The following is a 24,549-nucleotide window of genomic DNA, read 5'->3' on the forward strand; positions in this document are numbered from 1 at the left end:
GGAAGTTCTTGTGATTTTGAATAGTCTATCAGTTTGCTTTTAGTACTAGGAAACGAGCCGCAGGCTGTACTGAAGTACAGCACGGCGAGTTCAAATACTCCAGTGGAGTATTTGAAGTTGGAAATATGGAAACGGCATTTCCTCATACGTCGAAGTAATAAAAGATAAAATGAAGACTAGCAATTATTTACCAAGAGCTGCTGCCATCGTAGCTGCAACTTCTGCTTCAAAGTCGTTTGAAGCTTTCTCGATACCTTCACCTACTTCGAAACGAGCAAATTCTACAACTGAAGCATTCACTGAGTTCAAGTAAGCTTCAACTGTTTTGCTGTCGTCCATGATGTACACTTGTGCAAGAAGTGTGTAAGCTTGGTCAACTTGAGTGTTGTCGAGCAAGAAGCGATCCATTTTACCTGGGATGATTTTATCCCAGATTTTTTCTGGTTTGCCTTCTGCTGCCAATTCTGCTTTGATAGCTTCTTCAGCTGCTGCAATCACTTCGTCAGTCAATTGAGCTTTTGAACCGTATTTCAACAAAGGCAATGCTGGTTTGTCAACCATTGCACGGCTTTCGTTGTCTTGTTCGATCTTGTGGTTGATTTGTGCCAACTCATCTTTAACGAATTGTTCATCCAATTCAGTGTAAGAAAGAACAGTTGGTTTCATCGCAGCGATGTGCATTGAGATTTGTTTAGCAAGAGTTTCGTCGCCACCTTCAACAACTGAGATAACACCGATACGGCCGCCGTTATGTTGGTATGCACCAAATGCTTGAGCATCTGTTTTTTCAACCAAAGCAAAGCGACGGAATGAGATTTTCTCACCGATTGTTGCAGTTGCGTTTACGTATGCTTCTTCAAGGGTTTCACCTGAAGGCATAGCCAATTTAAGAGCTGCTTCGTTGTCAGCTGGTTTACCTTCTGCAATTACTTTAGCAGTAGTGTTTACCAATTCAACGAATTGAGCGTTTTTCGCAACGAAGTCTGTTTCAGCGTTAACTTCAACAACTGCTGCTACGTTACCATCAACGTAAACACCTGTCAAACCTTCAGCTGCTACACGGTCAGCTTTCTTAGCTGCCTTAGCCATACCTTTTTCGCGAAGCAATTCAATCGCTTTTTCGATATCACCTTCAGTTTCAACCAATGCTTTTTTCGCGTCCATAACGCCAGCACCTGATTTTTCACGCAATTCTTTAACGAGAGCTGCTGTAATTTCTGCCATGTCTATTCTCCTTGTTTGTATTTATAAAATAGAGGAGCGGGCTCAGCCCTGCCCCTCTAGGATTGTTTTTGTGTCTGATAAATGATGTAGAATGTACTCGGACTAAAAAGCTAGGATTTAGACAAATCTCCTTGCAGTCCCCAGACTGCTACGTCCATTTTCTAAAATCTAACGCTTTTTTTAACGTCCTCGTTACTTATTTTATTGTACTCAGGCTAAAATCTTAGTGAAAAAGATAAACTTCCTTGTATGCAAGCATACTGCGTCAGTTTCCTATTTTCATACAGATTTCTAAACGCCTTCGTTACTTATTTTCCTTCTACAACTTCAACCAATTCTTCGATTGATTCTGTAGATGCTGGCTCAGCTGCCAATTCAGCTTCAACTGCTGCTACGCTGTCTTCACCTTGGTTGCCTTCGATGATAGCGTCAGCCATTTTAGCTGTGATCAATTTAACAGCGCGGATAGCGTCGTCATTAGCTGGGATGATAACATCAATATCATCTGGATCTGTGTTTGTGTCAACCATCGCTACAACTGGGATACCCAATTTTTTAGCTTCTTTAACAGCGATTTGCTCTTTGTGTGGGTCAACAACGAACATTACATCTGGAATGCGTGGCATGTCAGCGATACCGCCCAAGAATTTTTCAAGACGAGCACGTTGTTTGTTCAACAATGCTACTTCTTTCTTAGGAAGCACGTCGAAAGTTCCATCTTCTTCCATACGGTTGATTTCTTTCAAACGAGCAATACGTTTTTGGATTGTACCCCAGTTTGTAAGAGTTCCACCCAACCAACGGTGGTTGATGAAGTATTGACCAGCGCGGATAGCTTCGTCTTTAACAGCTTCAGCAGCTTGTTTTTTTGTACCTACGAACAAGATAACTGCGTCGTTTGCTGCAGCGTCACGGATGAATTCGTAAGCTTGGTCAGCCAATTTTACAGTTTGTTGCAAGTCGATAACGTGGATACCGTTACGCTCTGTGAAGATGTACTTAGCCATCTTAGGATTCCAGCGACGAGTTTGGTGACCGAAGTGTACACCAGCCTCAAGAAGTTGTTTCATTGAAATTACTGCCATGAGTATTTCTCCTTTTTGTTTTTTCTCCTCTCCCGAACTTCGACTTGCAGCCTAACCTTTCGGCAACAAGACCACAATTGGTCCGAGATGAGTATTTGTTGCACAGCAACTCTATTAGTATATCAGAATACCTCCCTATTTTCAAGTAAAATAGCAGAGAAATTCGTCAAAATTCAGCACGGTAAATTCTCAAAGTAAGTTCTAGTTCCCGTCCTTCCAGAAGTTACTTTGAGAAAACTGCATAACATCAACAGAATTTAGTCTCAGACTAAGTTCTGTTTTTGACTAAAAATGTTGATAATAGTGAGTTTTAGGGTTGAAAATGTTGAAAAAAAGAGTACACTAAAGTTACTGGCTCTGAGACGTCTCAAAGTAAGTTCTAGCTATCTGGAATTTTGGATGGGACAAGTTCCTTTCTATTTTGAAATTATTTTTTGATAAAAACTAACGATTATTTATCCAATAATCGAGGTGATTGGATGACGTTCTCAGGGTCAATTTTAGAGATTCCCAAAAGTGTTGCCAATTCCTCACCGTAGGTAAATGTAAAGAGTTCATAGGCGGATTTTCCGTTGAAAGAAGCTCGTCTGACGCTGTTGACATGCGAACAAACCAGGTTGATGTCCTCCTGTGTCAAGTTATCAAACGAACTTCCTTTAGGAAGAATATCTCTGATAAGTGTGTGATTCTTCTCAATTCTCCCTTTCTGGTCAGAACGATTTGGGTCACAGAAGAATAGCTTAGATTCTCCACGAACATCCATTTCGATATCGTCCACTCTAGCGAATTCACCGCCATTATCGGTCAGAATGACAGGGAATAGTTCGCAGAAGTCCATCTCTTTCTGATGCAGGTCATTCTTGATAGCGTAGAGATGTTTAGCGACCTCATTAGCTGTTTTATTATCAAGTAATCGAGCGAAGATAAAGTTACAGAAGGAGAGGTTAAAGGTGAGAAGTACCTTTCCACCGATCCGTCCAGTAACGGTGTCCATTTCCAGCCAATAGCTGATTCCTTTCTCTATGAGAAAGCGTTGGAAGTCCTCGTAAGACCGTCCATCTTTGGCAGTTTTAGGAATGGGTTGTAGGTTTCTGGTTCTCCGCTTTCTGAATTTCACGACACGGGGGAAATCAATGGGCTTTGTGGACAGATAGCCTTTTTCAAGGTATCTGTAGATAGAAGCTCTGGATGCCGAAAGTTCGTTTGAGGCGATGATGTGGTTGAGGTGTTGGCCCTTTTGGATGGCAGCAGAAACAATCTCATCCATGCGATAGAATTCTTCCTTGTTTAGTGCAACACCCGTTCTCGAGTCTGAGAGCTTAGTTTCATAATCAAGCTGAGCTCTTTTTGCGTAGTAGAACTGTTTCTGGTATCCGCAGTTGCTTCTCTTTTTCGGACAGGCATTACAAACGTAGGGAGCCTTTTTGAGTAAAGGGCAAGAATCACAATTGGATGTCACAGAATTTTCTTTAGCCACTCGATTTCTCCGAACTTCTTTTGAGATTGTAGAAGGATCTTTACCTAACTTAGCTGCTATAGCTAAGAAGGGCTTAAGTTGTTCAATTCCTATTTGAATATCGTTGCGATCAGAGAGGGTTAAGTGTTTGTTTTTCATTTAGCCTTTTTGTCAGTTACCAACTTGTCCCATAGTAAGTTCTACCTTATTTCTTTGTCTCAGTCTAATTTCCAGTTTTTAAGACAGACTAGAACTTACTTTGGGAATTTAGCAAAATTAGAAATGGGGCTGATACGAAAATTTCCACTTGACCAATTTCACTATTTAAGGTACAATATTATTTGTTATGGCGGTATAGCCAAGTGGTAAGGCACGGCTCTGCAAAAGCTTGATCGTCGGTTCAAATCCGTCTACCGCCTTTTAATCTTCTAAAAAACCTAGGAATCTTCCTAGGTTTTTTACTATTCTTTTCGCTTCAGATTTCCGAGGGCCATAGCTCCACCAAATAGACCTAACAAAGCACTTATAAAGACACTTCCAAGGCTATCCCCAGTTTGAGGCAGTTTCCCACTAGTATCCGCCGCTAATGCACTTGTCTCTCCTCTTCCGCTTCTTTCAAATAATTCTCTGTGAGGTACGGACACTTCTATTCTCTCGTCAGAAATTCCTAGTGCCTCCTCATGTTTTGTAAGTCTCACCAAATGCTCCACACCATCTTCTATTGTATCGCCAGTTAACAGCGCGATTTCAGTGGATTCTGTTTGCGGAGCAAGCGAATTATCTTCTTTTGGCATTGGTACATACGCTTCCGATTTCGGAACAGGAATGCTAGGGGCTTGATCCTTATCTGATTGCTCCACATGAAGGTCTTTTTCAGGAACCTGCTCAGATACTTCCTTGTCATTTAACCGTACCTTATATTTCTTCACAACAGCATTTCCAAAACTGTCACTCAAATCAAGTTTGACTGTATCCCCGTCTTTCAGACTATGTAGCTCATAGCGAAAGGCTTTTTCATTATTTCCATACTGCCTCCAGAAGCCTCCTCGAGCTACAAAATCTTCGTTGATCTTCAAGGACCAATAAATTCCATTATCCTTGGCGCTTCCGGTAAGTGTCAAGTGCCCATCAGCATCTGCCAGGAGAACTCCTGCATACTGATTTTCCTCGTCTTCATCTTCTTCACTATCCACTACCTGTCTTTCCAATGGTAGCACCTCATTTTCCAGCTGTAAAACAGGATTTTCTGTATCAACCAACATCTGATATTTCTTCGTGTAAGTCAACTCATCCTCCTCATTGTACACACTTATATCCACAACATTTCCCTCTTCAATCAGAGTAACTGGATAGGTCAACTTGCCATCCTCAAAATAGCGTTTTTCACCACCATTGATGCGCACAGAATGAGCTTGTTCGGTTTCTGATTTTATTTCAAATGTAAATAGATAAGTCCCATCTTCTTGCTTTTTGAAGTCAACTAACCCGCTATCTAGCTCACGACCAAGACTTTCTTTATTGAAACGAATTGGGTCAATCAACCAGTTATTGACAGTAATCGGAACTTCTGTTTCCTCCTCCTCATCCAGACTCTCTGGACTTGTATTGATACGAAGGTCCTTTAATTTATTGCCTTTCTCATCTACCGCTGTTAATATGATGGCTCTAGGAAAATCGGATTTAAAGAAGTCTTGCTCAAAACTGCCGTCTTCTTTTACATCTATGAATTTCAGCTCGCCCTTACCAATGTCTAGATTGGAATAGTAAAGTTTGATGTTCTTAGGAAGACTAACATTATCACTCACTTTCCCCTTCAATGTAAAACGCCCGTTTTTGCCAATCTGGATAACCTCTTCATCCTCTTCAATATCAAGATCAATCGTCGGCTTTTCATTATCTACCAAATAATTCAAGGTTTTAGTGTAAATAAGCTTGCCATCCTTATCTTTCAAGATTAATTCAAAACTATGACGTCCATCTGATTGCTCTGGAATCTGGAGAGATAGTTGACCATTCTCAAGAGAGTAATTCACAACCTGAGCATCCAAGTTAGCCTGCACATCGGAAACTTGCGCTGAGACGTTCGCTTTAATTTCTACAGTTTTCTTACTTCGAATTGCCATCAAATCTTCCAAATTTTTAAACTGGATTACAGGCGCCACCAAGTCTTTTTCAACAGCAACCACATTACCCGCTATATCCATCACCTCAACACGGAGATGATTTTTAGCATCGAGTGGCAGTTCCACTTCTTTGAGATGGTAATGTAGTTGACCTGCATCATCTACAACCTTTTCAACAAGAAGATCTTCTCCATTTAGATTAGCTCGAACCTCCCAAACTTTATTATTATCCTTGGCTGTAACGACTAGTTCTCTATGGCTGGTTAGACGATTGGTATCAATCGCGACAATCTCTGGCTTTTGATTATCAATTTTGACTGGCAGATAAGTATACTGATAGGCCCCGTTTTCTTTGTTTTTCACCCGCAATCTGAAGAAATATTGTCCTTCTGGTGCTGGTATGTTTTCATCCTGACTTGCATCGTACAGTTTTCCATCCCAGCGGTGCAATTCTATCGGAGTACGAAGCTTGGAATACTCCGAAAGACTTTCAAAATAATCTACATAGCGAACACGAGACAGCATGGTTCCTGTGTCAATCCGCCTCAGAACAGGAGCATCTTCTGTAGCCTCTTTTACAATATCCAAGTCATAGTTGGTAATATCCCTCAATAGTACAAATCGAACAAAAGCATTCCCTGTTTGGCTATCTGAATGTTGGTTTTGAATTGCAATATCTTCTGGATTTATAGGTGATTGATTATCTTGAATCTTTTCACGCCCAAGTTCAATATAGCGCCCAGACTTATTGTGTTTATAGCTAGATAAAACCGAGGTCAGTTTCAATTTAGAACCAGTTTCCCAAGCCGGTGCATCGACAATCCTTTCTTTTGACCAGTCACCCACAAAGCCAAAATAAGGAATGCTGATGTCAGACTGCCCCTCCGTCAATGATTTGAAGTAAATATACCCTTCTGCAAACTGGTCTTTCGCTTCTCCTGCATCCAATCTCAGGCGAATGGTTTTCTTCTCTTTCGGCCCCAGTTGAATAGATTGCTCAGAAAGATGAAGACTCGAACCCTTGATTTCTGTCGCATGAATCTCTTTAACTACTTTTCCAGAACGTCCTATTCTATCAACAGGAACATCTTGACTAGTCAATACTTTCCCAGCTGAAATAGCAAAGTTTCTTTGTTGGTTTCCCAGATTTTCCAAGGTCACCTCAAATTCTGTCTCACGCCCTATTTCTTTTAATTCCACCCCTCCTTTTAGACGGTGGTGAAGAATCACATCTGTTTCAAAGGCTCTATCGATCTGCAGCAGACCAGCACCTTGTTGTCTCGGAGAATTTTCCAAAGCATGCCCAGATGAATCTAGAACATCAACCAAAGGGGTAGCAGTATTCATCAAAATGATTCTCAGCAAATCCATCCTAGTCATGCCTTCTGGTGGTGTCATTTGGCGAATCCGTGGCAATAAAAGTGCACTGGCACCCGCCACAATTGGCGAAGCCATCGAAGTCCCTGACATGGAGCCATAACGATTGTCATTCAAGGTTGCATAAACATCCTCCCCTGGTGCCACAATCTCTGGCTTCAATTCTAAGTTGACCGTAGGACCCCAACTAGAAAAACCTGATACAGTCGGCACTTCAATTAACTTCTTCATTCCAATTGTAGGTTTAAGAACCAAACCAGTGTTACCTTGCGATTGGTTGGCAACTTCTAATAATCGCCTTCCATCTTCCCCACTAAGACTGATGCCCCAGATAGAGGAATAGGAAAGCAAAGTCTTATCGTCTACCAATAACTGATGGGTCTTATAATAATCCTTATTCCATCCCTGATCAGTATTTATCACAATAATTCCAGCAACATCCTTGAATTTCAAATTACGAACGGCATCTTTCAAGTCAAACTTATCTTTTTTGATAATCGCTACTTTACCAGCCAAATCAAGCCCCTGCACTTCTTCCCAGCGACCATTTCCAGCATCTACAAATTCATATTTTCCCTCTGTAAGCGTTGTATAGCCAATAGGATAGTAGCCAAAAGACTGTCCATTCAGCATAAATTCACGTTGAACAAGATGGGTATTTCTTGCCGAACCAACCCCGATAACTGCGGGAGTCGCTGCCACACCAACTGTTGTTGCCGTATCCACAGCTCCTAAGGCATTATTTGTATGCAAGTCAAAGGAGGTGTCTGAAGAGGAGGCACCAGCATTACCAATAGCTGCTGTAATGATAATCCCCTTTTCTGCTGCCCTCTTAGCAATCGTGTAGTAAGCATTCCCTGGCAGCCCGCTATCATAATAACCAACGCTCAAACTAATGACATCTGCCCCGTGTTTGATAGCATCTTCAATAGCAGCATAAGCAGCATCCTCCGTCTCAGCCTTATAATTTTTAGGGTCATTTGAAAAAATCTTGTAGACTAGCAGCTGTGCGTTGGGAGCAATCCCATCAATCCCCTGTTTAGACGCAACTTCTTCGTCTGTTGCATTTCCAGCCAGGGTTCCTGCTATGTGCATACCATGTGGTTCGTGGGTATCATCGTAGAGATTATCATTACCGGATACGTAATTATAGCCATGGGGAACTTTCAGTGTGTATGTCCCTGTCGTAGATGGAGTAATTTCCTTGATTTTAGGGACGACACCTTCATCCAACCTCATGTCTTTGTGCTTAATATCCAAACCAGAGTCAATGACTGCAATCACCATTCCCCGACCATCTGTCTGGTATTTAGAACTTGCTTTTAAGGTACCAACCAGCTGTTTAGCAGTATGAAGAGTCGGTCTGATACGGCGACTCTCTTCTAAAGAGGTTAATTCGGTAATTGCCTTCACATCAGACAAACTTTCTTTCCCCACCTCTACAGATGCTCCCGTTAAAACCTCCTTATACTCATGAACAATTTTAACGCCATCAATTTTCTTTAATTTATCCAATACAAGATTTCGGTTCTCGTCGGAAAATTGTAAAATATAGCGCCCTCTTGTCACCTCTTCTGGCTCAACCGGTGATTCCTGCGGGCTTGTTTGAGGAGCACTAGCTTCTTTTCCGCTAATGTCTTCTTTTTCCCTTGACTCATCTGTTGTCTTACCAGCTGTAGTTTTTATCTCGGTCGCAGCTCGATCTGTGAGAAGACCTGATTCTTCACCCGCCTCTGTATCTACAACTTCTTCGACCCCTCCCTCTTCAGCAACTGGTTCATCCACCTGATCCATGTTAACTGGCTCATCTGATAATGGTCCATCTTCTTTTTTCTCTGCCACAGAATCTGGCCTACTATCCATATCCGTTGCGACCGCAACCGTAGACTCCAATCCTTCTCCACTAGTATCTGCTTGAACCATCGGAATACCTGTGATAAAAAATCCTATTGATACCGATGCCACACCGACACTTAACTTCTTGATACTAAAGCGTTGTTTATTCTCAATCTGAGACCACTTCTGTTTCATAAAACCTCCATTTTTTAAGATTAATTAATTTATAAGTTAGGTATACCTAATTCTATAAAATTTTTAAATCTTTGGCAAGTTTTTTTGAATTTGCGCCCTCAAAAACAAGAAAAAGCACAGGTCTCCCTGCGCTTTAACAACTTATTACAACTCAGCAATCTGGCTCAAATTAACTTCAGCAATGGTATCATTACCAAACATAGAGATAACCATCTTAACCTTGTTGTTGTCGATTTCTGTAATTTTACCTGTATAGTCTGTGAAAGCACCGTCAATGATACGCACAGTGTCGCCAACTTTTACATCAAGATCAAATTCTTGAACGGTTTGTCCCATAGACACCAAGATTTGACGAATTTCTTCTTCCAAAAGTGGCGTTGGTTTTGAACGGTTACCGTGTGAACCCACGAAACCTGTAACGTTTGGCGTGTTACGAACCACAAACCAAGCTTCATCGGTCATAACCATTTCAACCAAAACATAACCAGGGAAACGGTTTTCTTCCACTTCCTTGACCTCACCGTTCTTTTCAACCTGAACAGTCTGAGTTGGAATTTCTACACGAAGGATGTTTTCCAACATGTTATAAGTGTGGGCACGTTGGAGCAAGTTTTCCTTCACTTTATTTTCATATCCTGAGTAGGTCTGTAAAACAAACCAGCCTTTATCAAAACTATCGTACATTGTTACTTCCTTTCTTTGGAAACACGGAATTTTTAGACGCTAAAAAAAGCCCGAAGGCTTTCGCTTTTCTTTATTATATCACTTCCATTTTACAAATGGCAAGTGTTTTCTAGAAAAGATTGATCAAGCTCATGATTCCTCGTGACAAGATCAAGTCAAAGAGGTAAACCACCGCTACGAAAAAGGCAGTATATTCCACTACAGACACGAAATCCGTCCAGCTCTGCTTACGAGTTGGCCAAGACGTATCTTTTAAAATGCGGATAATGTCTTTGATAAATTTCATGCGTGACTCCTATCTGGTTTCCTTGTGAACAGTGTATTGTCCACAGTGTTTACAAAATTTATTTACTTCTAACCGTGTTGGCTTGGGATTGCTCGAAAGGCTGATTGAATAGTTTCGAGAACCACAAACAGTACAGGCTAGGCTTGCTTTTTTTAGTGCCATAAAGCCCTCCATCCTTTTCATTCTACCATGTTTTTATGGATTTGACAACTCTCCAAACCAAGACGTAATGTTATCCCACAAGGTTTTTGCTCGTTCTGGTAACTGGGCATCGATTAGATTTTGTTTGGTTTGCTCAATCAAGTTTTTCGCCTGATCTGAAATTTCTTGTACCTGTTCTTGACCAAGGCTTGATTCAGTTTGCGTAGCCTCATCTGGAGCTACTTCTACAATACCATTTTGTGCATAGGCATTTTCTACTTCGAACTGAGTTCCTGCAGTATATGGCAAGATTGAATTGGCTACAGTCTGGAAGACCGACGGAGCCATCCAGTAGCTACTGCTATCTATATAATGATTTTCATCTGTCTGCTCAAAACCAACCCACTGACTGATGACCAAATCAGGTGTGTAAGCAATATGCCACTGATCATTGACAAGATTGACATCAAAACTTGTTTCGGTTGTTCCTGTTTTCCCAGCAATATAATAATTGGCCGCATCTGCTGTCACTCCCGTACCATTGGTATAGGTTCCAAGCATCATTGCTGTCATCTTATCTGCGACAGAGCGGTCAATCACCTTGGTACTTGTTTCTCGATGCTCTGCTAAAACCTTTCCACTAGCTGTTTCAATACGAGTGATGAGGTGGGCATCCTTCATCACACCCTTATTCGCAAAAGTAGCGTAGGCCTGGGCCATTTGCAGAGGATTAGTCTCCACTCCAGAACCAATTGAAACACCCAAAACTTTCTCGACATTTTCCATATCAAGTCCAAACTTTTGTCCATACTCGAAGGCTTTGTCAATCCCCAAGGTGTTCACTATATAAGCTACTGGTAAATTGTAAGAGAGAGCCAAAGCTTGATACATTGGAATGGTATCAGAAGTCGAATAATCATAGTTATGCAAGGTGTAATCGCCGTAGGTTTCTGTATGGTTATCCAGAGCCATATCAATCGACCAGCCCGCCGCTACTGCTGGAGCATAGGCAACAAGAGGCTTGATTGTTGAACCAGGACTGCGCTTGGCTTGTGTTGCAAAGTTGAAAGTCCGAAAGACCGCATCCTCTGAACTGTTAACTCGACCAACCAAGGCGCGAACTCCACCAGTCCTAGGATCAAGAGCTACGCTGGCAGCCTGAGCATGGGTACCATCAAAACTTGACGTTGGGAACATAGTCTCATCATTAAAAATCACCTGCATGCTGGCTTGAGAATTTTGATCCATCTCTGTGTAAATCCTATAGCCGTTATTAATAATGTCTGATTCTTTCAGTCCGTATCGCTCAATCGCCTCAGCAATCACAGCATCAAAATAGGATGGATAGGAATAATTGCTTTGTTTCCCTGTATAGGTATCTGAAAGCTGACTGGCTAGGTCTACTTGGAAACCTGCATCTGCAGTCGCCTGATCAATATAACCAGCATTGACCATATTTTGCAGGACTGTATCCCGACGATTAACTGCATTTTCTAGAGAATAATAAGGATTATAAATCTCAGGTCCCTTGAGCATACCTGCTATGACGGCTGCTTGCTCAAGAGTAAGATCACTGGCTGGAATACCGAAGTATTTTTGGCTTGCATCTTCCACTCCCCAGACCCCGTTTCCAAAGTAGGCATTGTTGAGATACATGGTCAAAATTTCTTGCTTGCTGTACTTTTTATTGATTTCCAGAGCCAAAAAGAATTCTCGAGCCTTTCGACTGATGGTCTGATCCTGAGTTAGAAAGGCATTTTTTGCCAATTGCTGGGTAATAGTTGAACCACCTCCAGACCGACCTAACGTCAAGGCAGCCAAAATTGTACGCTGGTAATTAATGCCTGAATTTTTGTAGAAGCTCCGATCTTCTGTAGCGATAACGGCATTCTCTAAATTATCAGAGACAGCATCCAGCTCTACATAGGTCCCCTTCTGACCAGACAATGTCCCAGCTTCCGCACCATCTTTATCGTAAATAATCGTTGTGGCTTTTAGCGCCTGTTGTAAATCACCAACATTAGCTGTCTTTGCAAGGAAAAATAGATAGCCACCTACTGTAAGAACTGTCAGGACCATTAAAATGATTAAAATTTTAGTCAGTTGATAACGGCGCCAAAATTTACGAATCGGCTCTGGAATACGTGATTTTTTCTTTGGTTTATCAACAGAGCCACGATTTCCCCTGCGGCGACGGCTAGGTCGGTCTTCATGATCAATTTGGAAATCTTCTGGAACTTCGATTGGCTGGTATTGCAAATCGTCCATACTTTACCTCTTTCTAGTGAATTTTGTACCATTATACACCATTTCCTAAAAACTAGCAGAAAAAAGCCTGCGACAACTTGTGACAACAGACAGAGAAAATTTTCCAAAAATATGATAAAATAGGGTCATTCTGAACAAAGAAGAGGATTCCCATGACACAAGTATATGACATTACTATCATCGGTGGCGGTCCAGTCGGTTTATTCGCCGCTTTCTACGCCCACCTCCGTCAAGCCAAGGTCAAAATCATTGACTCCCTGCCCCAACTGGGTGGCCAGCCTGCCATTCTCTATCCTGAAAAGGCCATTTTGGACATTCCTGCCTTCCCAAGTCTGACAGGACAAGAGTTGACCGACAACCTCCTCGCTCAACTGGCTCCATTTGATACTACCATCTGCCTCAATGAAACCCTGACTGCTATCAAACCTGGGGAAACCATTACCCTAACAACCAACAAGGGCTGCCACCAGACCAAGACTCTGATTATCGCCATGGGTGGCGGGGCCTTCAAGCCACGTCCGCTGGAGATTGATGGTGCTGACAGCTTTGACAACGTCCATTACCACGTGTCTAATATCCAGCAGTATGCCGACAAGGACATCGTCGTCTTGGGTGGTGGTGATTCTGCGGTCGATTGGTCCCTGGCCTTTGAAAAAATTGCTAAGACTACTCACATTGTCCACCGTCGCGACAACTTCCGCGCCCTTGAACACAGCGTAGAGGAACTCAAGCAGTCCAGCGTCACCATCCACACACCTTTTATCCCTAAAGGGCTTTCTGGGGAAAATGGCAGAGCTTCTGCCATTGATTTCGATAAGGTAAAAAGCGAGGACAAGCTCACCCTGTCTTTTGACCACCTCTTTGTCAACTACGGTTTCAAATCATCTATCGGCACGCTAAAAGAATGGGGATTGGAGCTCAATCGCCACCGCATCGTGGTCAACAGCAAACAAGAAACCTCTGTCCCTGGTATCTATGCCATCGGTGACTGTTGCTTCTACGAGGGTAAAATCGACCTGATTGCGACTGGACTGGGCGAAGCCCCAACCGCTGTTAACAATGCCATGAACTACCTCAATCCAAACGAAAAAGTGCAACCAAAGCACTCAACCAGCCTATAAGATGAAAATTGACATTCGCATTCCCCAAGCCTTTCCCCAACTCACTGTCAAGGAAGTCTTGGAAGATTATTTTCTCATTCCTAGAAAAATCCGTCACTTCCTCCGCACCAAGAAACAGGTCCGTGTCAACGGTGAGCTGATTAATTGGCAGAGCCCGATTACCGCAGGCGACTTGTTAGAATTGACCTTTGACCAGGAAGATTATCCTGAAAAAAGCATTCCACTTGGACAAGCGGACTTGGTGAAGGAACTCTATCAAGATGAGCATTTGATTATCGTCAACAAGCCTGAGGGTATGAAAACCCACGGCAATGAGCCGACGGAGATTGCCCTGCTCAACCATGTATCTGCCTATGTCGGCCAGACCTGCTATGTGGTCCATAGGCTGGATATGGAAACCAGCGGAGCCATTCTCTTCGCCAAAAATCCCTTTATCCTGCCCATTCTCAATCGGCTTTTGGAAGACAAGGTCATCTACCGTGACTACCTAGCCCTCTGCCAAGGCCAGCTAAAAAAGACAGACTGGACTATTACTGATAAAATCGGACGGGACCGACACGACCGCAGAAAGCGGGTGGTCGATAACCGCAAGGGGCAGGCAGCCCTTACCCAGGTCCACCTCTTGAAGCCCCTTGGCAAAAATAGTCTAGTTTCCTGTCGTCTCCAGACAGGAAGGACCCACCAGATTCGGGTGCATTTGTCTCATCATGGTCATGCTCTAATCGGTGACCCGCTTTACAGTCGAGTCGCAGCACCTCGCCTCATGCTCCACGCCCAAAAACTCAGCCTGACCCACCCGCTGACACTCGAAGAAATCAGCGTAGAAGCACGGTCGGAGACTTTTGAGAAAGTGTTGAGAAACAGCAATTAAGGAAACCCAAAAACCTCCAGAGTTAGACAAAACTTTTGGAGGTTTTATTGTTCCTTTTTATTGAATGAAGCATTTTAAGCAAAACAATTATCTCGACCTTAAAGGATTTGACGGTTGCTTATCAATAACTTGCGTGGCCTAATCTTATCATACTCCCGATTCAAACAGCATTCAAAATTGTAGCGTAACCAACTTGTATAACAGAAAAAATCCAATTGATTGATGACGATCAGTTGCTTTCTAATCTGTTCGCCCTTTTCTAAACTACCTTGATGATTGCTAATAGATAGTTCATACAACAGTAGCTCTACCAATCCTGTACACAAAATAACATTCTTGGTATCTACAACTCTTTCCAGAATCGGTTCAACTAAATCATTGTCAATTAAAAAGCAGCATTGGTGAATCGCATCGTAAAGAAGAAGGCACATCAAATCAGAATAAACCAGCCCTAATTGTTCTAGTCGTTCCGTCACAGTTTGATACAAATAAGGTTCAAATGAGGTTTCTCTTTTCCACCTATACTGGTTGAATACTGGTTCTATGGCATTAAAAGTCAAATGAGTAATGTCCACTATATTCCACAAAAACAGGCTTGTAAACAATATAGATAGGACAGTCTTGTTCAAAATAAGTGTTAGGAAAATCAACAGTAAGAGAAGAAAACTGATTTTCGATTCATATTTTAAACTAGCTGTTGACAGTGTTTTACGATGGAAGGAAAAATACGGCGAGAATCTCACGTTTATTGTTTCTCCGCTGATAATAATAAAAGGGAAAATCGTAATAATCCGCTCTCTCTTGTACACATCTCTACATGCGAATAGCAGGTCTAGAAGGATCTTTACCAACAGCAAGACTAAAAAAGTAAGAGCCAGAACCACTATAAAATCAAAGGGTACAGCTAGACTGAATGGCAATCGATTCATCAGCAAATATAACTCCAACCACAGTCCATACATAGAAAGAAAGAGTAAACCTCTACTAATTCTAGGCGTCATATCCATTATCCTTTCATCACAGGTAGATCTCCATAAAATATCCGCAACTACGGTTTGTTTGCATGTTTTCTCCAAGAAGCCAATCTGGAATAGACAAAACTTCCCAAGTAGATAATCACAACAGAGCCCGTACACAAGCCTAGAATCGCATTTAAATTTTCTGCATTAGGCAGAACCGTCACAAGTAAGCAGACCAGAAAAGCAACTGTGCTATTCAACTCTTCCTTCTTCTTGTAAAGGAGATAGAGTTGGTTCAGCACAACTACATTTAGCGATAGGGCAACAAATATATAGAGAGTATTCATCTTAATAAAATACCCTATTATTACCAAGATAAGTCAATGCTGCTCCTGCACTAAATCCAGCTAAAAATCCAGTCCAAAATCCACCAATTATCCCTACAAACTTCCCAATTGCCCAGGATATCTTACCTACAATAAATGAAAAACTTCCTTTTAAGGCAGCTAAAGCACCTGCATTAACATAACCCAATGATTTTGCCATTGCATTAACAACCGAGAATACTACCGCAAATTTTTTAGCTGCTCCCCAAAGATTATTTCCTAAAACAGAAGCACTCCATCCCCCATCAAGGTACATCATTTCTTCTTCTTCAAGAACTACATAGTTATTCGGCATTACTAATTCCATAAAAATTCTCCTTTAAAAATCATGGTTAGACGCAATCCTCTAACTGGATATAATCAACGTTTCTCATTCTTGCCTCGATAACAGAAGAGGCTCTCCTCTATGCTGTTTTGTAATGCTAAACGTTACCATTCTAAGTGTCCATCTTCACCAAAAACTTTATTTTTACTCCACTAGATAGAATAAAATCATTGACAATATAGAATAAATGATGAATTGAAAGACATGACTAAGTATTGCTTGGAGTGAGAGACATTTCACAAGTCTATTTTGCTCTATGTACTGCTTTTCTTCTAAAAAGGAGAGAGCTCCTTTAGAAGCGTATGTTTCTATAGATAGTGTGATGGGTATACAAACCAATAACATGACCGAATCAATTAGCAATAGCGACTTCAAAAAGGGAATGTATTTTTGAAACAATAATGAATACGAAGCTAATAGCTTCAGAAATACTGAAATCAGATTAAAATAAAGAGATGTAAAGGATTGTAGCTTTAGCAATCTATTTCTGTCCTTAGAATGATAGAGTTCATGTAAAAAAGCAAAGGCATCCACCAAATAATTGCTTTCTATATTTTTTACTCCGATTGTATGAGACATTGGGCGATACCAAAATGTCTTCGATGCAACAATTTTAGGGGTATCTACAGCTTCTATCTCACAAAACTGTAGAAAAATCGTATGTAAACCATCCCTTATTCTTAGTTCTTTACGAATGTGTCTGTTTAAAATAATTTTATTCGTTACACTCAAAATACTTATTATAAAAAAAAGAATAAGTAGTATAACAACCATCAATATCTCTTTTTCACTATGAAGTTTCATCACCAGAACTTGTAATGTCTCCCTGTATAATATACAGCCAAACCAACAACTGCTGCACCACCCACTACTGCAAATGCACCTCCTGGATTAAGCCACGCTGATATCACTAATGCGTTAATGGTATTAGCAACCCATCCACCAGCAATATTGATTGCTGCACCAACAAAGCTTTTTTTCACGGCATAACCAACTATCTGGGACACCACCCCACCAACAACAGCAATTGCTGCGTCTCTAATCCAATCACCCCCGTCAAGATACATCATTTCTTCTTGTTCAAGAGCCACATAATTATTTGGTAGTACTAATTCCATAAAAATTCTCCTTTAAAAATCATGGTTAGACGCAATCCTCTAACTGGATATAATCAACGTTTCTCATTCTTTACCTAGATAGCAGAAGGACCTTTCATCTACACTGTTGGGATTTATCTACTGTAAAGATGTAAAACCATTATTGTTTAAAACTCAACAAGTCTAGAATCCAATCCAAATAGGTTTCTTTAATATTTTTTATAAAGATAGTACCATTAGATTTATCTTCATAAATAAATTATTGACAAATAATGTTACAACCTTTTAATACAAAGCTATTTTACTTTTATCAATAAGTAATAAGAAATTAGCATACAAATTTGTGCTAATGTAACAATAAGTGCAACCCCCGATAACTGATTAAACTCATTTTGCGAAAAATATATTGTACCGCATAACAAAAGAACAATACTGCCTTCTATGAATAAGAACAAAGGTAAATATTTCATAAATGATTACTTCCCAGTTACTTTTGCATAGAAAGCGTTTTCAAATCCAGTCATAAAAATACCTCCCCAAACATTTCCAACAACTAGTGCCGCCGCCCGAACTTGCCATTTGATTTTTTGATATTGCGAATTTCTTAACCCTGCATAGTATACTCTAGTACCTGCAGCTAAGCCAGCTCCATAAGCTGCTCCACCCGCAGCTACGGCAGCTGATATTATCCCTAATACAGTAGCTGTGGCTATTTCACCCCCATCAAGGTACATCATTTCTTCTTCTTCAAGAACTACATAGTTATTCGGCATTACTAATTCCATAAAAATTCTCCTTTAAAAATCATGGTTAGACGCAATCCTCTAACTGGATATAATCAACGTTTCTCATTCTTTACCTAGATAGCAGAAGGGCCTTTCATCCACACTGTTGGGATTTATCTACTGTAAAGATGTAAAACCACTATTGTTTAAAACTCAACAATTCTAGAATCCAATCTAAATAGGTTTCATTATCATAAACGATACGAGCCTCCACTGGCATATCTTTTTGTAAAACTACAATTTCTTCATCTTTTTTTAGAGTCAATTCTTCAAGAGCAACAACTACTTTGTAAAGACTAACATTACCATTCTGAGTTTCCTGAGTAATCGTTCCAGAGTCTATCTGAGTTACAGCACCCTTTAAGGTACCAAATTTCTGACTATTTACACCCGTGATAGCTATGTCTACCTCTGCACCGACTGTTACACGGGAAATATCTGTCGCAAGAACAAAGGCTTCTACATAGGCTTCTCTATCACTACCAGCAATTTCAGCGATAGTCTGATTTTGTTGGACAGACATCCCCTGCTTAAGCGGAGTAACATAATGTAGAGTTCCATCACTGGAGGCAGAAACAGTTAGCCCTCTATCCTGACCTATGGAAATCCCTAAATTGGCTTCTAACTCTGTTATGCTTTTATTATTGGCTGCCCTTGCTGTCCCTAACTCACTGATTAACTGGGCATAAGTGTTGTAAGCTTGAGAAGTAGGATCATTGTAAGAACGCTCCATCTCCCTAATACTAGACTGTAGGGACTCTATTTCCGTCCCCTTTCCCTGTATAGAAGAAGTTGTCGTTTCAATTTTTGTTTTGACTTCTGATATTTTTGTATTTAGCTGCTCCAACTGAATGCTATTAGGAGAAGAGTCAGTAGATGATGAATTGGTCTCACTATCGGAATTCGTTTCTGCTGTCTCTTGAACAGAGAGAGTTGACAATTCTGCCTCTAAATTAGCAAGTTGCGATTGGTAACTAGACAAGTCCGTTTCTAATTGACTTTTCTCCGCCACTAATTTATTCAACTTAGTGTACTCTTCCTGCAACTTAGCATATTGACTACCATCATTATAGTTTTCTGAGCTAAGTTGAGATAGATAATATTCTACCTTCCCGTAATACTCCTGCTCTTCACCTGAATTTGCCATATAATTAACTTTTTCATTCAGAGACTGTTCATACTTTTGAAAGAGACTCTCTTTAGCTTTGAGCTTGTCCAATTGTTTAGTTAAAGATTCAGTCTGAAGTCCTTCTTGTCCACTAGATAGAGAAAGAATAACCTCACCAGCTTTTACACTATCCCCTTCCTTTTTATGAAGTGTCACAATCTTCCCATTGCTCAGAGCAGATACATACTCTGTTCCTGTTATCACGGAAGTCCCCCTAGCTTTGACTATGTAATTTTTAGGCAAATAGGCAGATACTGCAAAAGCTATAATCAAAGTAGCTAGTGTACTAAAGATTAGGATAAACGCGTAGGCTGGAGGACGCTTATCGAAGAAGATTCTAGAATAACGAAGTTCAGATTTGTTATATAGTTTCATAAGCTAATAATCGGTCTAAAAATATCCACCGTCATGGTTTCATTATTTGTATTGACATAGACGGTGTAAATAATGCCATTTGTTTCCAAATCATTTTCATAGAAATGTAAATCTAGTTTAGAATATGCATATTGCAAATACTCTGGACTATCTTCAAATCGTACATAGACACAATGTGGACAAACAATTTCTTCATAAACAGTATAAAACTTATCATACTGGCGAAAATCATGAGCTTGGACATACAAATCATAGTCTACAGTAATAGTCCCATCTTCATGAAGAATAGTTCCACTATTTTTTACAATCAAAGGGCCAAACATTTGCACTTTCAGTAATTGTAAGTGCTGATAAAACTTATCTATTTCTTGTTCCAAGTCTTCAAACTGAAGGCTACTTAGCTTCTTACAAATCACTTTTTTCAAAACTAATTTCTTGTTTTCTAATACTTCTAACTTACTCATATACCACCTCTTCTGACCAGCTAGTAGCAACTGTTTTTTCTTGCTTATCTAGTTGAATGCTTTGTAAACCAACCATTGTTGCATAGCGGCCACCCAACTTCATCAACTCATCATGCGTCCCATATTCTGCAATTTTCCCGTCTTCCAAAAAACAGATTTTATCACAACGTAGAATCGTTGATAATCTGTGGGCCACTACAACTGTCGTCTTGCCAATAATTTTTTCAAATATTAAATTTTGGATAATCTGTTCACTAAAGGAATCTAGATTGGAAGTTGCTTCATCAAAAATATAAAGATCTGCTTTACTAAGAAGAGCTCGGGCAATAGCAAGACGTTGTTTTTCTCCTCCTGAGAAATTCTGGCCACCTTCTTCAACAAAAGAACCATATCGGTTTTGTAATTTTTGAATTGTGTCATGAATCCCTACTATGCGGCATACACGTATCATATCCTCATAGCTAGCTTCTGGATTTCCTATCTTTAAATTATCAATTATAGTCCCTGAAAAGAGCTCGACTATTTGAGGGATATAAGCTATTCTTTTCCGTAATTCTCCATAATCTAGATCCCCTAAGTCATACTCACCAAACTTTATTTGACCTTCAATAGGCTGAATGAAATGAAGAAGAAGTCGTACAAGAGTACTCTTTCCTGCTCCACTTTCACCTACAAAAGCTATTTTTTCACCTTGTTTGATTATCAAACTAAAATCTCGAATAATAGGCGGTCTAGACCCGTAAGCGAAAGAAACGTTTTTGAAGACAATATCTTCCAATAACGAAAAATTATGGATACTATTCCCTACTTGACTATCTTCACGCTCAACATCCATCAATTCTTGAAGTCGGCTAACAGCAACCTGAACTTCCTGGAAAGTAAGTTGGAGACCAACCAAATTCTGAACAGGCTCAGTAAAATACTGACTCAAGGTCTGAAAAACAAGAAGATCACCAATTGTCATCTTGTTATCAATAATAAATAAGGCTCCCACTCCCATAAAAATCAAATTCCCTAGAGTTCCGGCTATAGAAGAAATTGTAGATTGAATATTTTGTAAAAAACCTTCTTTATAGCCAATTTCTAAGGTGTGAACAAAATTCTCTTCTAGTTTATCCAAACGTTGTCGTTCATCATGCTGTGATTTTATGGTATCTATGTTACGAATAGATTCTATCAATTGCGAATTAAGCATAGAGTTTGCTTCCATCTGCTCATTATTAATCTTCTTATAAGGTTTCTTGAAGCAATAAATTAACACGATATTCACAATCACTATCATAACCAATATTAGAAATAAAGTGGGGTTGAGATGCCATAAAACAAAGGCACTTATCAGTGATAGGCTAATATCCATAACTAACGAAATAGAAACCGAGGTAAAAACATTCTTTATCGTCATGGCATCTTGAAACCGTGTCAAGACATCACCCACCCTTCTGCTACCGAAAAAACTATAAGGTAGGTGAATAATATGGTCATAATAGCCCAGGAGCACAGGAATATCAATTTTTCTTGATAGAAATAGCAAAATATGTTGCCTAAAAGCAGATAAGAGACTCTGCACTAAAGAAACGATGCCAAAAACAATCAAGAATAAGTATAAGCTGTTCTTTAATCCAAAGGGAATAATCTCATCCATAATAACTTTGGAAAAAAGACTAGACAAAATACCAACGATACTTAGCAAGAATGATGCTAAGATGATTGTCCCCACAAGTCCTTTCTGTGTTAATATCAGAGCTGAAAATAAGTCAAATAGTCCTTTGCCTTTCATGTTTCCTTTTTCAAACTCGCTATTTGGAACCATGAAAATGGCTATTCCTTGATAAACTTCCTCAAGTTCTGTAATTGAAAGCATATCCAGTCCTTTTGCTGGATCAGCTACCAAATAATTACCATCTTTCTTTATCTTATGAATCACTATAAAATGATTCTGCCCCAGACTATTCCGTATTTGTAGTATAGCTGGAAAGCTAATATCTCCAGTTAAGTCATCCAAGGATACTCGAACTGCCTTTACGGTAAAATTTAACTTTTCAAGACCAGAAACAATTCCGTGAACGGTCGTTCCATACATATCTGTTCCAATAATTTCCCGAATTTTCATTATTGAAAGTTCTTTTTTATAGGTCAATAATACAGTGGAGACAACAGCTGCTGCACAATCTGACTGGTCATGTTGCAAAGTGCAAGCATATTTTTTAAACATATATACTCCGCCCTAACTATTTTGCATAGATAAATATTTCTTCTCTATCTACACCAAAAACTCTCGGCAATTGTGGAACTCTAATTAAAATAACCGCTAGTAATCCCACCACCAAAACACTCTTAACTATTCTTTTCATTTTGTAACCCCTTTCTTTCCTATAGTATAACCGTTTCGTTACCTATTGTCAATGTTTTTTGATATTTTTCTAACAAAATTTATTATTGTTATATTTTTGATATAAAAAGAAGCCTGCCCCTCTGGAGCAAGCTCAATCTGTATAGGTTTCTTTGAGGTATTTTTCTATTTTCAAAGCAATAGCATCAATGCCTGCTAACTCGTAAAGAAGTCGTGATAGTTCATAGCGTTTTTTGACCAGTTGCTTATCCGCAAAGTCTTCTGTCACATTTCCTAAGTCACAATAAAAATCTGCCAAGAAATGGATAGGATAGATTGACTTGAATTCCTCAATGCAGGCTGTAACCAGCTCAATTCCCTTTTCCAACTGATTTGTCAACCATAGGTAGCGGATGTAGTTGGACTGAATACTGAAGTAAGCATCTATATCCACCAATAAATCCAACTTATTTTTATCAATCTTTTCGATTACCTCACTATAGAATTGCTCTGCCTCAGCATTCTTCTCATCTCGAATCAATAGAATCAATAAACTATTGTACAGATAGAGGTAGCCTCTCCTATTCTCCCCAACTCGTTCCAGCAACTCCCTCAATTTCTGAATAGCATCTTCTCGCCTTGCTTCCAAATTCTCTGCTAAAACAGCCTCCACCCATTCCAAATAAACTTGGTCTGGAAAGTTCAGATGAGATAGGGTGCCCTTTTCCCTTTCATATAGAAAGCCCAAAGCCTCATAATCTCTTTGCATAAGACAGTTTTTGGCAAGTTTTCTAAACTGTTTCAAGTCAGAGACAATTTCGCTTTCCTCTTCATCAAAAAAATAGTCCATTCTGACTTGGAGTTTTTTAGCAAGGGCATGAAGCAAGTCTGCACCAGGCATGTAGGTTCCCTTCTCAATGCGGCTAATCTGCCCTTGATCACAGACCCCTTCTGCCAACTCCTTCTGCGACCAGCCCAATTCTTTTCTTCTATTTTTTAACCTTGTTGCTAGTAAAACTTTCATATCAACCTCTCAGAATCCAATCTATATTTATTATAACAGGTTAAGCCCTAGCAGACAAACAACAAAAAACCTCTCATCAAGAGAGGCTTAACGATTAATCAAAAATATTTCCCAACTCAACATCCACGCGATTTTCTTTGACATTGATGTCGGTCACAGCGAGCAAAGACTTGTAGTTAGCTACGCTACGGTCCCCTTTTTGGTTTTCTGCAAAGACAGCTACGCCTACCAAGGTTGAGTCAAACTCAGACAAGAGGCTAATCATACCATTGATGGTACCACCATTTTTCAAGAAGTCATCGACGATTAAGACACGGCTTCCTGCCTTCAAACTACGCTTAGACAGGAACATCTTTTCGATACGGTCGCTAGAGCCTGACACATAGTTGACAGAAACGGTTGAACCTTCTGTGATTTTCAAATCACGACGCACAATAACAAACGGTACATTAAGGACATTGGCAACAGCATTGGCCAAGGGCACACCTTTGGTTGCAACCGTCATCACTGCATCAATTTTTTCATCTTTAAAAGCGTCAGCTATGATACGACCGACATTTTTCAAAATATGTGGTGTAGACAGCAAGTCAGATGAATAGATATAACCGCCTGGCAAGATACGATTACTTTCGGCCATCTGATCACGAAGGGCCTGTGCAATTTCGACAGACTCTGCCTTAGAGATTGATGGAGTAAAAACAACTCCTCCACTGGCACCTGTAATGGTTTCAATATGCCCGATAGAGCTTTCCTCAAAAGCCTTTTTAATGATGGCAATATCCTCTGAGATAGATGACTTGGCAGATTCATACTTTTCCGCAAAGGTATTCAAACTAGTTAATTCATAAGGGTGGTTGATGAGGTAATTGGAAATGACAACCATACGCTCACTTCTTCTTAATTTCATATTGTTCTCCTTTTTGGCTTTTTCCTATTATAGCACATAAAAACACAAAAAGCGAACCTTTTT

21 protein-coding genes and 1 tRNA gene are annotated in these 24,549 nt (G+C 40.1%); 3 read left to right on the forward strand and 19 right to left on the reverse strand.

Going from position 1 to position 24,549, the window contains the following annotated elements; translation table 11 throughout:
- Positions 1 to 183 precede the first annotated feature (183 nt).
- The 3 genes from tsf to K6969_RS11050 form a co-directional block, all read right to left on the reverse strand.
- Positions 184 to 1,224: a translation elongation factor Ts gene (gene tsf, locus K6969_RS11040; RefSeq protein WP_002937816.1), complete on the reverse strand. Its 1,041-nt coding sequence runs from the start codon at positions 1,222 to 1,224 to the stop codon at positions 184 to 186.
- Between the two features lie 308 nt (positions 1,225 to 1,532).
- Positions 1,533 to 2,309 (reverse strand): 30S ribosomal protein S2, encoded by a 777-nt coding sequence (gene rpsB, locus K6969_RS11045; protein ID WP_014637198.1) that lies wholly within the window; start codon positions 2,307 to 2,309, stop codon positions 1,533 to 1,535.
- 451 nt (positions 2,310 to 2,760) lie between these two features.
- The gene (locus tag K6969_RS11050; RefSeq protein WP_321537413.1) at positions 2,761 to 3,924 is read right to left on the reverse strand and encodes an IS30 family transposase; all 1,164 of its coding nucleotides are present in this window, start codon (positions 3,922 to 3,924) and stop codon (positions 2,761 to 2,763) included.
- 189 nt (positions 3,925 to 4,113) lie between these two features.
- On the opposite strand from K6969_RS11050, the gene K6969_RS11055 reads away from it, so the two are divergent.
- Positions 4,114 to 4,184 (forward strand) — tRNA-Cys (locus tag K6969_RS11055).
- Positions 4,185 to 4,226: 42 nt separating this feature from the next.
- Here the strand turns inward: K6969_RS11055 and K6969_RS11060 are convergent.
- The 5 genes from K6969_RS11060 to pbp2a form a co-directional block, all read right to left on the reverse strand.
- Positions 4,227 to 9,296, reverse strand: coding sequence for a S8 family serine peptidase (locus K6969_RS11060; protein WP_321537414.1), 5,070 nt, complete (start codon positions 9,294 to 9,296; stop codon positions 4,227 to 4,229).
- 144 nt (positions 9,297 to 9,440) lie between these two features.
- The gene (gene nusG / locus K6969_RS11065; RefSeq protein ID WP_053863674.1) at positions 9,441 to 9,980 is read right to left on the reverse strand and encodes a transcription termination/antitermination protein NusG; all 540 of its coding nucleotides are present in this window, start codon (positions 9,978 to 9,980) and stop codon (positions 9,441 to 9,443) included.
- A gap of 109 nt (positions 9,981 to 10,089) precedes the next feature.
- The gene (gene secE / locus K6969_RS11070; protein ID WP_002940255.1) at positions 10,090 to 10,266 is read right to left on the reverse strand and encodes a preprotein translocase subunit SecE; all 177 of its coding nucleotides are present in this window, start codon (positions 10,264 to 10,266) and stop codon (positions 10,090 to 10,092) included.
- A gap of 9 nt (positions 10,267 to 10,275) precedes the next feature.
- On the reverse strand, positions 10,276 to 10,428 hold the full coding sequence (gene rpmG / locus K6969_RS11075; protein WP_002940258.1) for a 50S ribosomal protein L33: 153 nt from the start codon (positions 10,426 to 10,428) through the stop codon (positions 10,276 to 10,278).
- A gap of 33 nt (positions 10,429 to 10,461) precedes the next feature.
- Positions 10,462 to 12,675, reverse strand: a complete 2,214-nt coding sequence (gene pbp2a, locus K6969_RS11080) for a penicillin-binding protein PBP2A (protein ID WP_171942618.1) — start codon at positions 12,673 to 12,675, stop codon at positions 10,462 to 10,464.
- A gap of 152 nt (positions 12,676 to 12,827) precedes the next feature.
- Here pbp2a and K6969_RS11085 point away from each other — a divergent pair, with 152 nt between their 5' ends.
- Complete coding sequence (locus tag K6969_RS11085) at positions 12,828 to 13,796, forward strand: NAD(P)/FAD-dependent oxidoreductase (RefSeq protein ID WP_029178381.1); 969 nt, start codon at positions 12,828 to 12,830, stop codon at positions 13,794 to 13,796.
- Position 13,797: 1 nt separating this feature from the next.
- Positions 13,798 to 14,667: an RluA family pseudouridine synthase gene (locus K6969_RS11090; RefSeq protein ID WP_029173252.1), complete on the forward strand. Its 870-nt coding sequence runs from the start codon at positions 13,798 to 13,800 to the stop codon at positions 14,665 to 14,667.
- Positions 14,668 to 14,765: 98 nt separating this feature from the next.
- Here K6969_RS11090 and K6969_RS11095 read toward each other — a convergent pair whose 3' ends face one another.
- The 11 genes from K6969_RS11095 to purR form a co-directional block, all read right to left on the reverse strand.
- Entirely contained in the window at positions 14,766 to 15,596 is an 831-nt protein-coding gene (locus tag K6969_RS11095; protein WP_414820580.1) for a hypothetical protein, read from the reverse strand.
- A gap of 119 nt (positions 15,597 to 15,715) precedes the next feature.
- A complete protein-coding gene (locus K6969_RS11100) occupies positions 15,716 to 15,973 on the reverse strand; it encodes a hypothetical protein (RefSeq protein WP_029173254.1) in 258 nt (85 codons plus the stop codon).
- Position 15,974: 1 nt separating this feature from the next.
- Positions 15,975 to 16,319 (reverse strand): hypothetical protein, encoded by a 345-nt coding sequence (locus tag K6969_RS11105; RefSeq protein ID WP_029173255.1) that lies wholly within the window; start codon positions 16,317 to 16,319, stop codon positions 15,975 to 15,977.
- Positions 16,320 to 17,140: 821 nt separating this feature from the next.
- Entirely contained in the window at positions 17,141 to 17,455 is a 315-nt protein-coding gene (locus K6969_RS11110; RefSeq protein ID WP_029173257.1) for a hypothetical protein, read from the reverse strand.
- A gap of 455 nt (positions 17,456 to 17,910) precedes the next feature.
- Positions 17,911 to 18,219, reverse strand: a complete 309-nt coding sequence (locus K6969_RS11115; RefSeq protein WP_002938413.1) for a hypothetical protein — start codon at positions 18,217 to 18,219, stop codon at positions 17,911 to 17,913.
- A gap of 139 nt (positions 18,220 to 18,358) precedes the next feature.
- Complete coding sequence (locus K6969_RS11120) at positions 18,359 to 19,762, reverse strand: HlyD family efflux transporter periplasmic adaptor subunit (protein WP_029173258.1); 1,404 nt, start codon at positions 19,760 to 19,762, stop codon at positions 18,359 to 18,361.
- Positions 19,759 to 20,226 (reverse strand): hypothetical protein, encoded by a 468-nt coding sequence (locus K6969_RS11125; RefSeq protein WP_024375762.1) that lies wholly within the window; start codon positions 20,224 to 20,226, stop codon positions 19,759 to 19,761. The genes K6969_RS11120 and K6969_RS11125 overlap by 4 nt, the downstream gene beginning before the upstream one ends.
- Positions 20,219 to 22,438: a peptidase domain-containing ABC transporter gene (locus K6969_RS11130; protein ID WP_029173259.1), complete on the reverse strand. Its 2,220-nt coding sequence runs from the start codon at positions 22,436 to 22,438 to the stop codon at positions 20,219 to 20,221. Before K6969_RS11130 ends, K6969_RS11125 begins: the two co-directional genes overlap by 8 nt.
- 16 nt (positions 22,439 to 22,454) lie before the next feature.
- A complete protein-coding gene (locus tag K6969_RS11135) occupies positions 22,455 to 22,577 on the reverse strand; it encodes a hypothetical protein (protein WP_257212197.1) in 123 nt (40 codons plus the stop codon).
- A 132-nt stretch (positions 22,578 to 22,709) separates the two neighbouring features.
- Complete coding sequence (locus K6969_RS11140; protein ID WP_044776550.1) at positions 22,710 to 23,579, reverse strand: helix-turn-helix domain-containing protein; 870 nt, start codon at positions 23,577 to 23,579, stop codon at positions 22,710 to 22,712.
- A gap of 94 nt (positions 23,580 to 23,673) precedes the next feature.
- Positions 23,674 to 24,486 (reverse strand): pur operon repressor, encoded by an 813-nt coding sequence (gene purR, locus K6969_RS11145; protein ID WP_029173742.1) that lies wholly within the window; start codon positions 24,484 to 24,486, stop codon positions 23,674 to 23,676.
- Between the last annotated feature and the right edge of the window lie 63 nt (positions 24,487 to 24,549).

This window comes from Streptococcus suis, from assembly GCF_019856455.1.
Lineage (GTDB): Bacteria > Bacillota > Bacilli > Lactobacillales > Streptococcaceae > Streptococcus > Streptococcus suis_AE.

Coding starts and splice junctions, on each gene's coding strand:
- purR (WP_029173742.1), bottom strand. CDS start 24,486: ATGAAATTAAGAAGAAGTGAGCGTATGGTTGTCATTTCCAATTACCTC.
- rpmG (WP_002940258.1), bottom strand. CDS start 10,428: ATGGCACTAAAAAAAGCAAGCCTAGCCTGTACTGTTTGTGGTTCTCGA.
- K6969_RS11100 (WP_029173254.1), bottom strand. CDS start 15,973: ATGAATACTCTCTATATATTTGTTGCCCTATCGCTAAATGTAGTTGTG.
- K6969_RS11090 (WP_029173252.1), top strand. CDS start 13,798: ATGAAAATTGACATTCGCATTCCCCAAGCCTTTCCCCAACTCACTGTC.
- pbp2a (WP_171942618.1), bottom strand. CDS start 12,675: ATGGACGATTTGCAATACCAGCCAATCGAAGTTCCAGAAGATTTCCAA.
- tsf (WP_002937816.1), bottom strand. CDS start 1,224: ATGGCAGAAATTACAGCAGCTCTCGTTAAAGAATTGCGTGAAAAATCA.
- K6969_RS11110 (WP_029173257.1), bottom strand. CDS start 17,455: ATGGAATTAGTACTACCAAATAATTATGTGGCTCTTGAACAAGAAGAA.
- K6969_RS11140 (WP_044776550.1), bottom strand. CDS start 23,579: ATGAAAGTTTTACTAGCAACAAGGTTAAAAAATAGAAGAAAAGAATTG.
- K6969_RS11060 (WP_321537414.1), bottom strand. CDS start 9,296: ATGAAACAGAAGTGGTCTCAGATTGAGAATAAACAACGCTTTAGTATC.
- rpsB (WP_014637198.1), bottom strand. CDS start 2,309: ATGGCAGTAATTTCAATGAAACAACTTCTTGAGGCTGGTGTACACTTC.
- K6969_RS11050 (WP_321537413.1), bottom strand. CDS start 3,924: ATGAAAAACAAACACTTAACCCTCTCTGATCGCAACGATATTCAAATA.
- K6969_RS11095 (WP_414820580.1), bottom strand. CDS start 15,596: ATGAATCGATTGCCATTCAGTCTAGCTGTACCCTTTGATTTTATAGTG.
- K6969_RS11135 (WP_257212197.1), bottom strand. CDS start 22,577: ATGAAAAGAATAGTTAAGAGTGTTTTGGTGGTGGGATTACTAGCGGTT.
- nusG (WP_053863674.1), bottom strand. CDS start 9,980: ATGTACGATAGTTTTGATAAAGGCTGGTTTGTTTTACAGACCTACTCA.
- K6969_RS11125 (WP_024375762.1), bottom strand. CDS start 20,226: ATGAGTAAGTTAGAAGTATTAGAAAACAAGAAATTAGTTTTGAAAAAA.
- K6969_RS11130 (WP_029173259.1), bottom strand. CDS start 22,438: ATGTTTAAAAAATATGCTTGCACTTTGCAACATGACCAGTCAGATTGT.
- K6969_RS11115 (WP_002938413.1), bottom strand. CDS start 18,219: ATGGAATTAGTAATGCCGAATAACTATGTAGTTCTTGAAGAAGAAGAA.
- K6969_RS11105 (WP_029173255.1), bottom strand. CDS start 16,319: ATGGAATTAGTAATGCCGAATAACTATGTAGTTCTTGAAGAAGAAGAA.
- secE (WP_002940255.1), bottom strand. CDS start 10,266: ATGAAATTTATCAAAGACATTATCCGCATTTTAAAAGATACGTCTTGG.
- K6969_RS11120 (WP_029173258.1), bottom strand. CDS start 19,762: ATGAAACTATATAACAAATCTGAACTTCGTTATTCTAGAATCTTCTTC.
- K6969_RS11085 (WP_029178381.1), top strand. CDS start 12,828: ATGACACAAGTATATGACATTACTATCATCGGTGGCGGTCCAGTCGGT.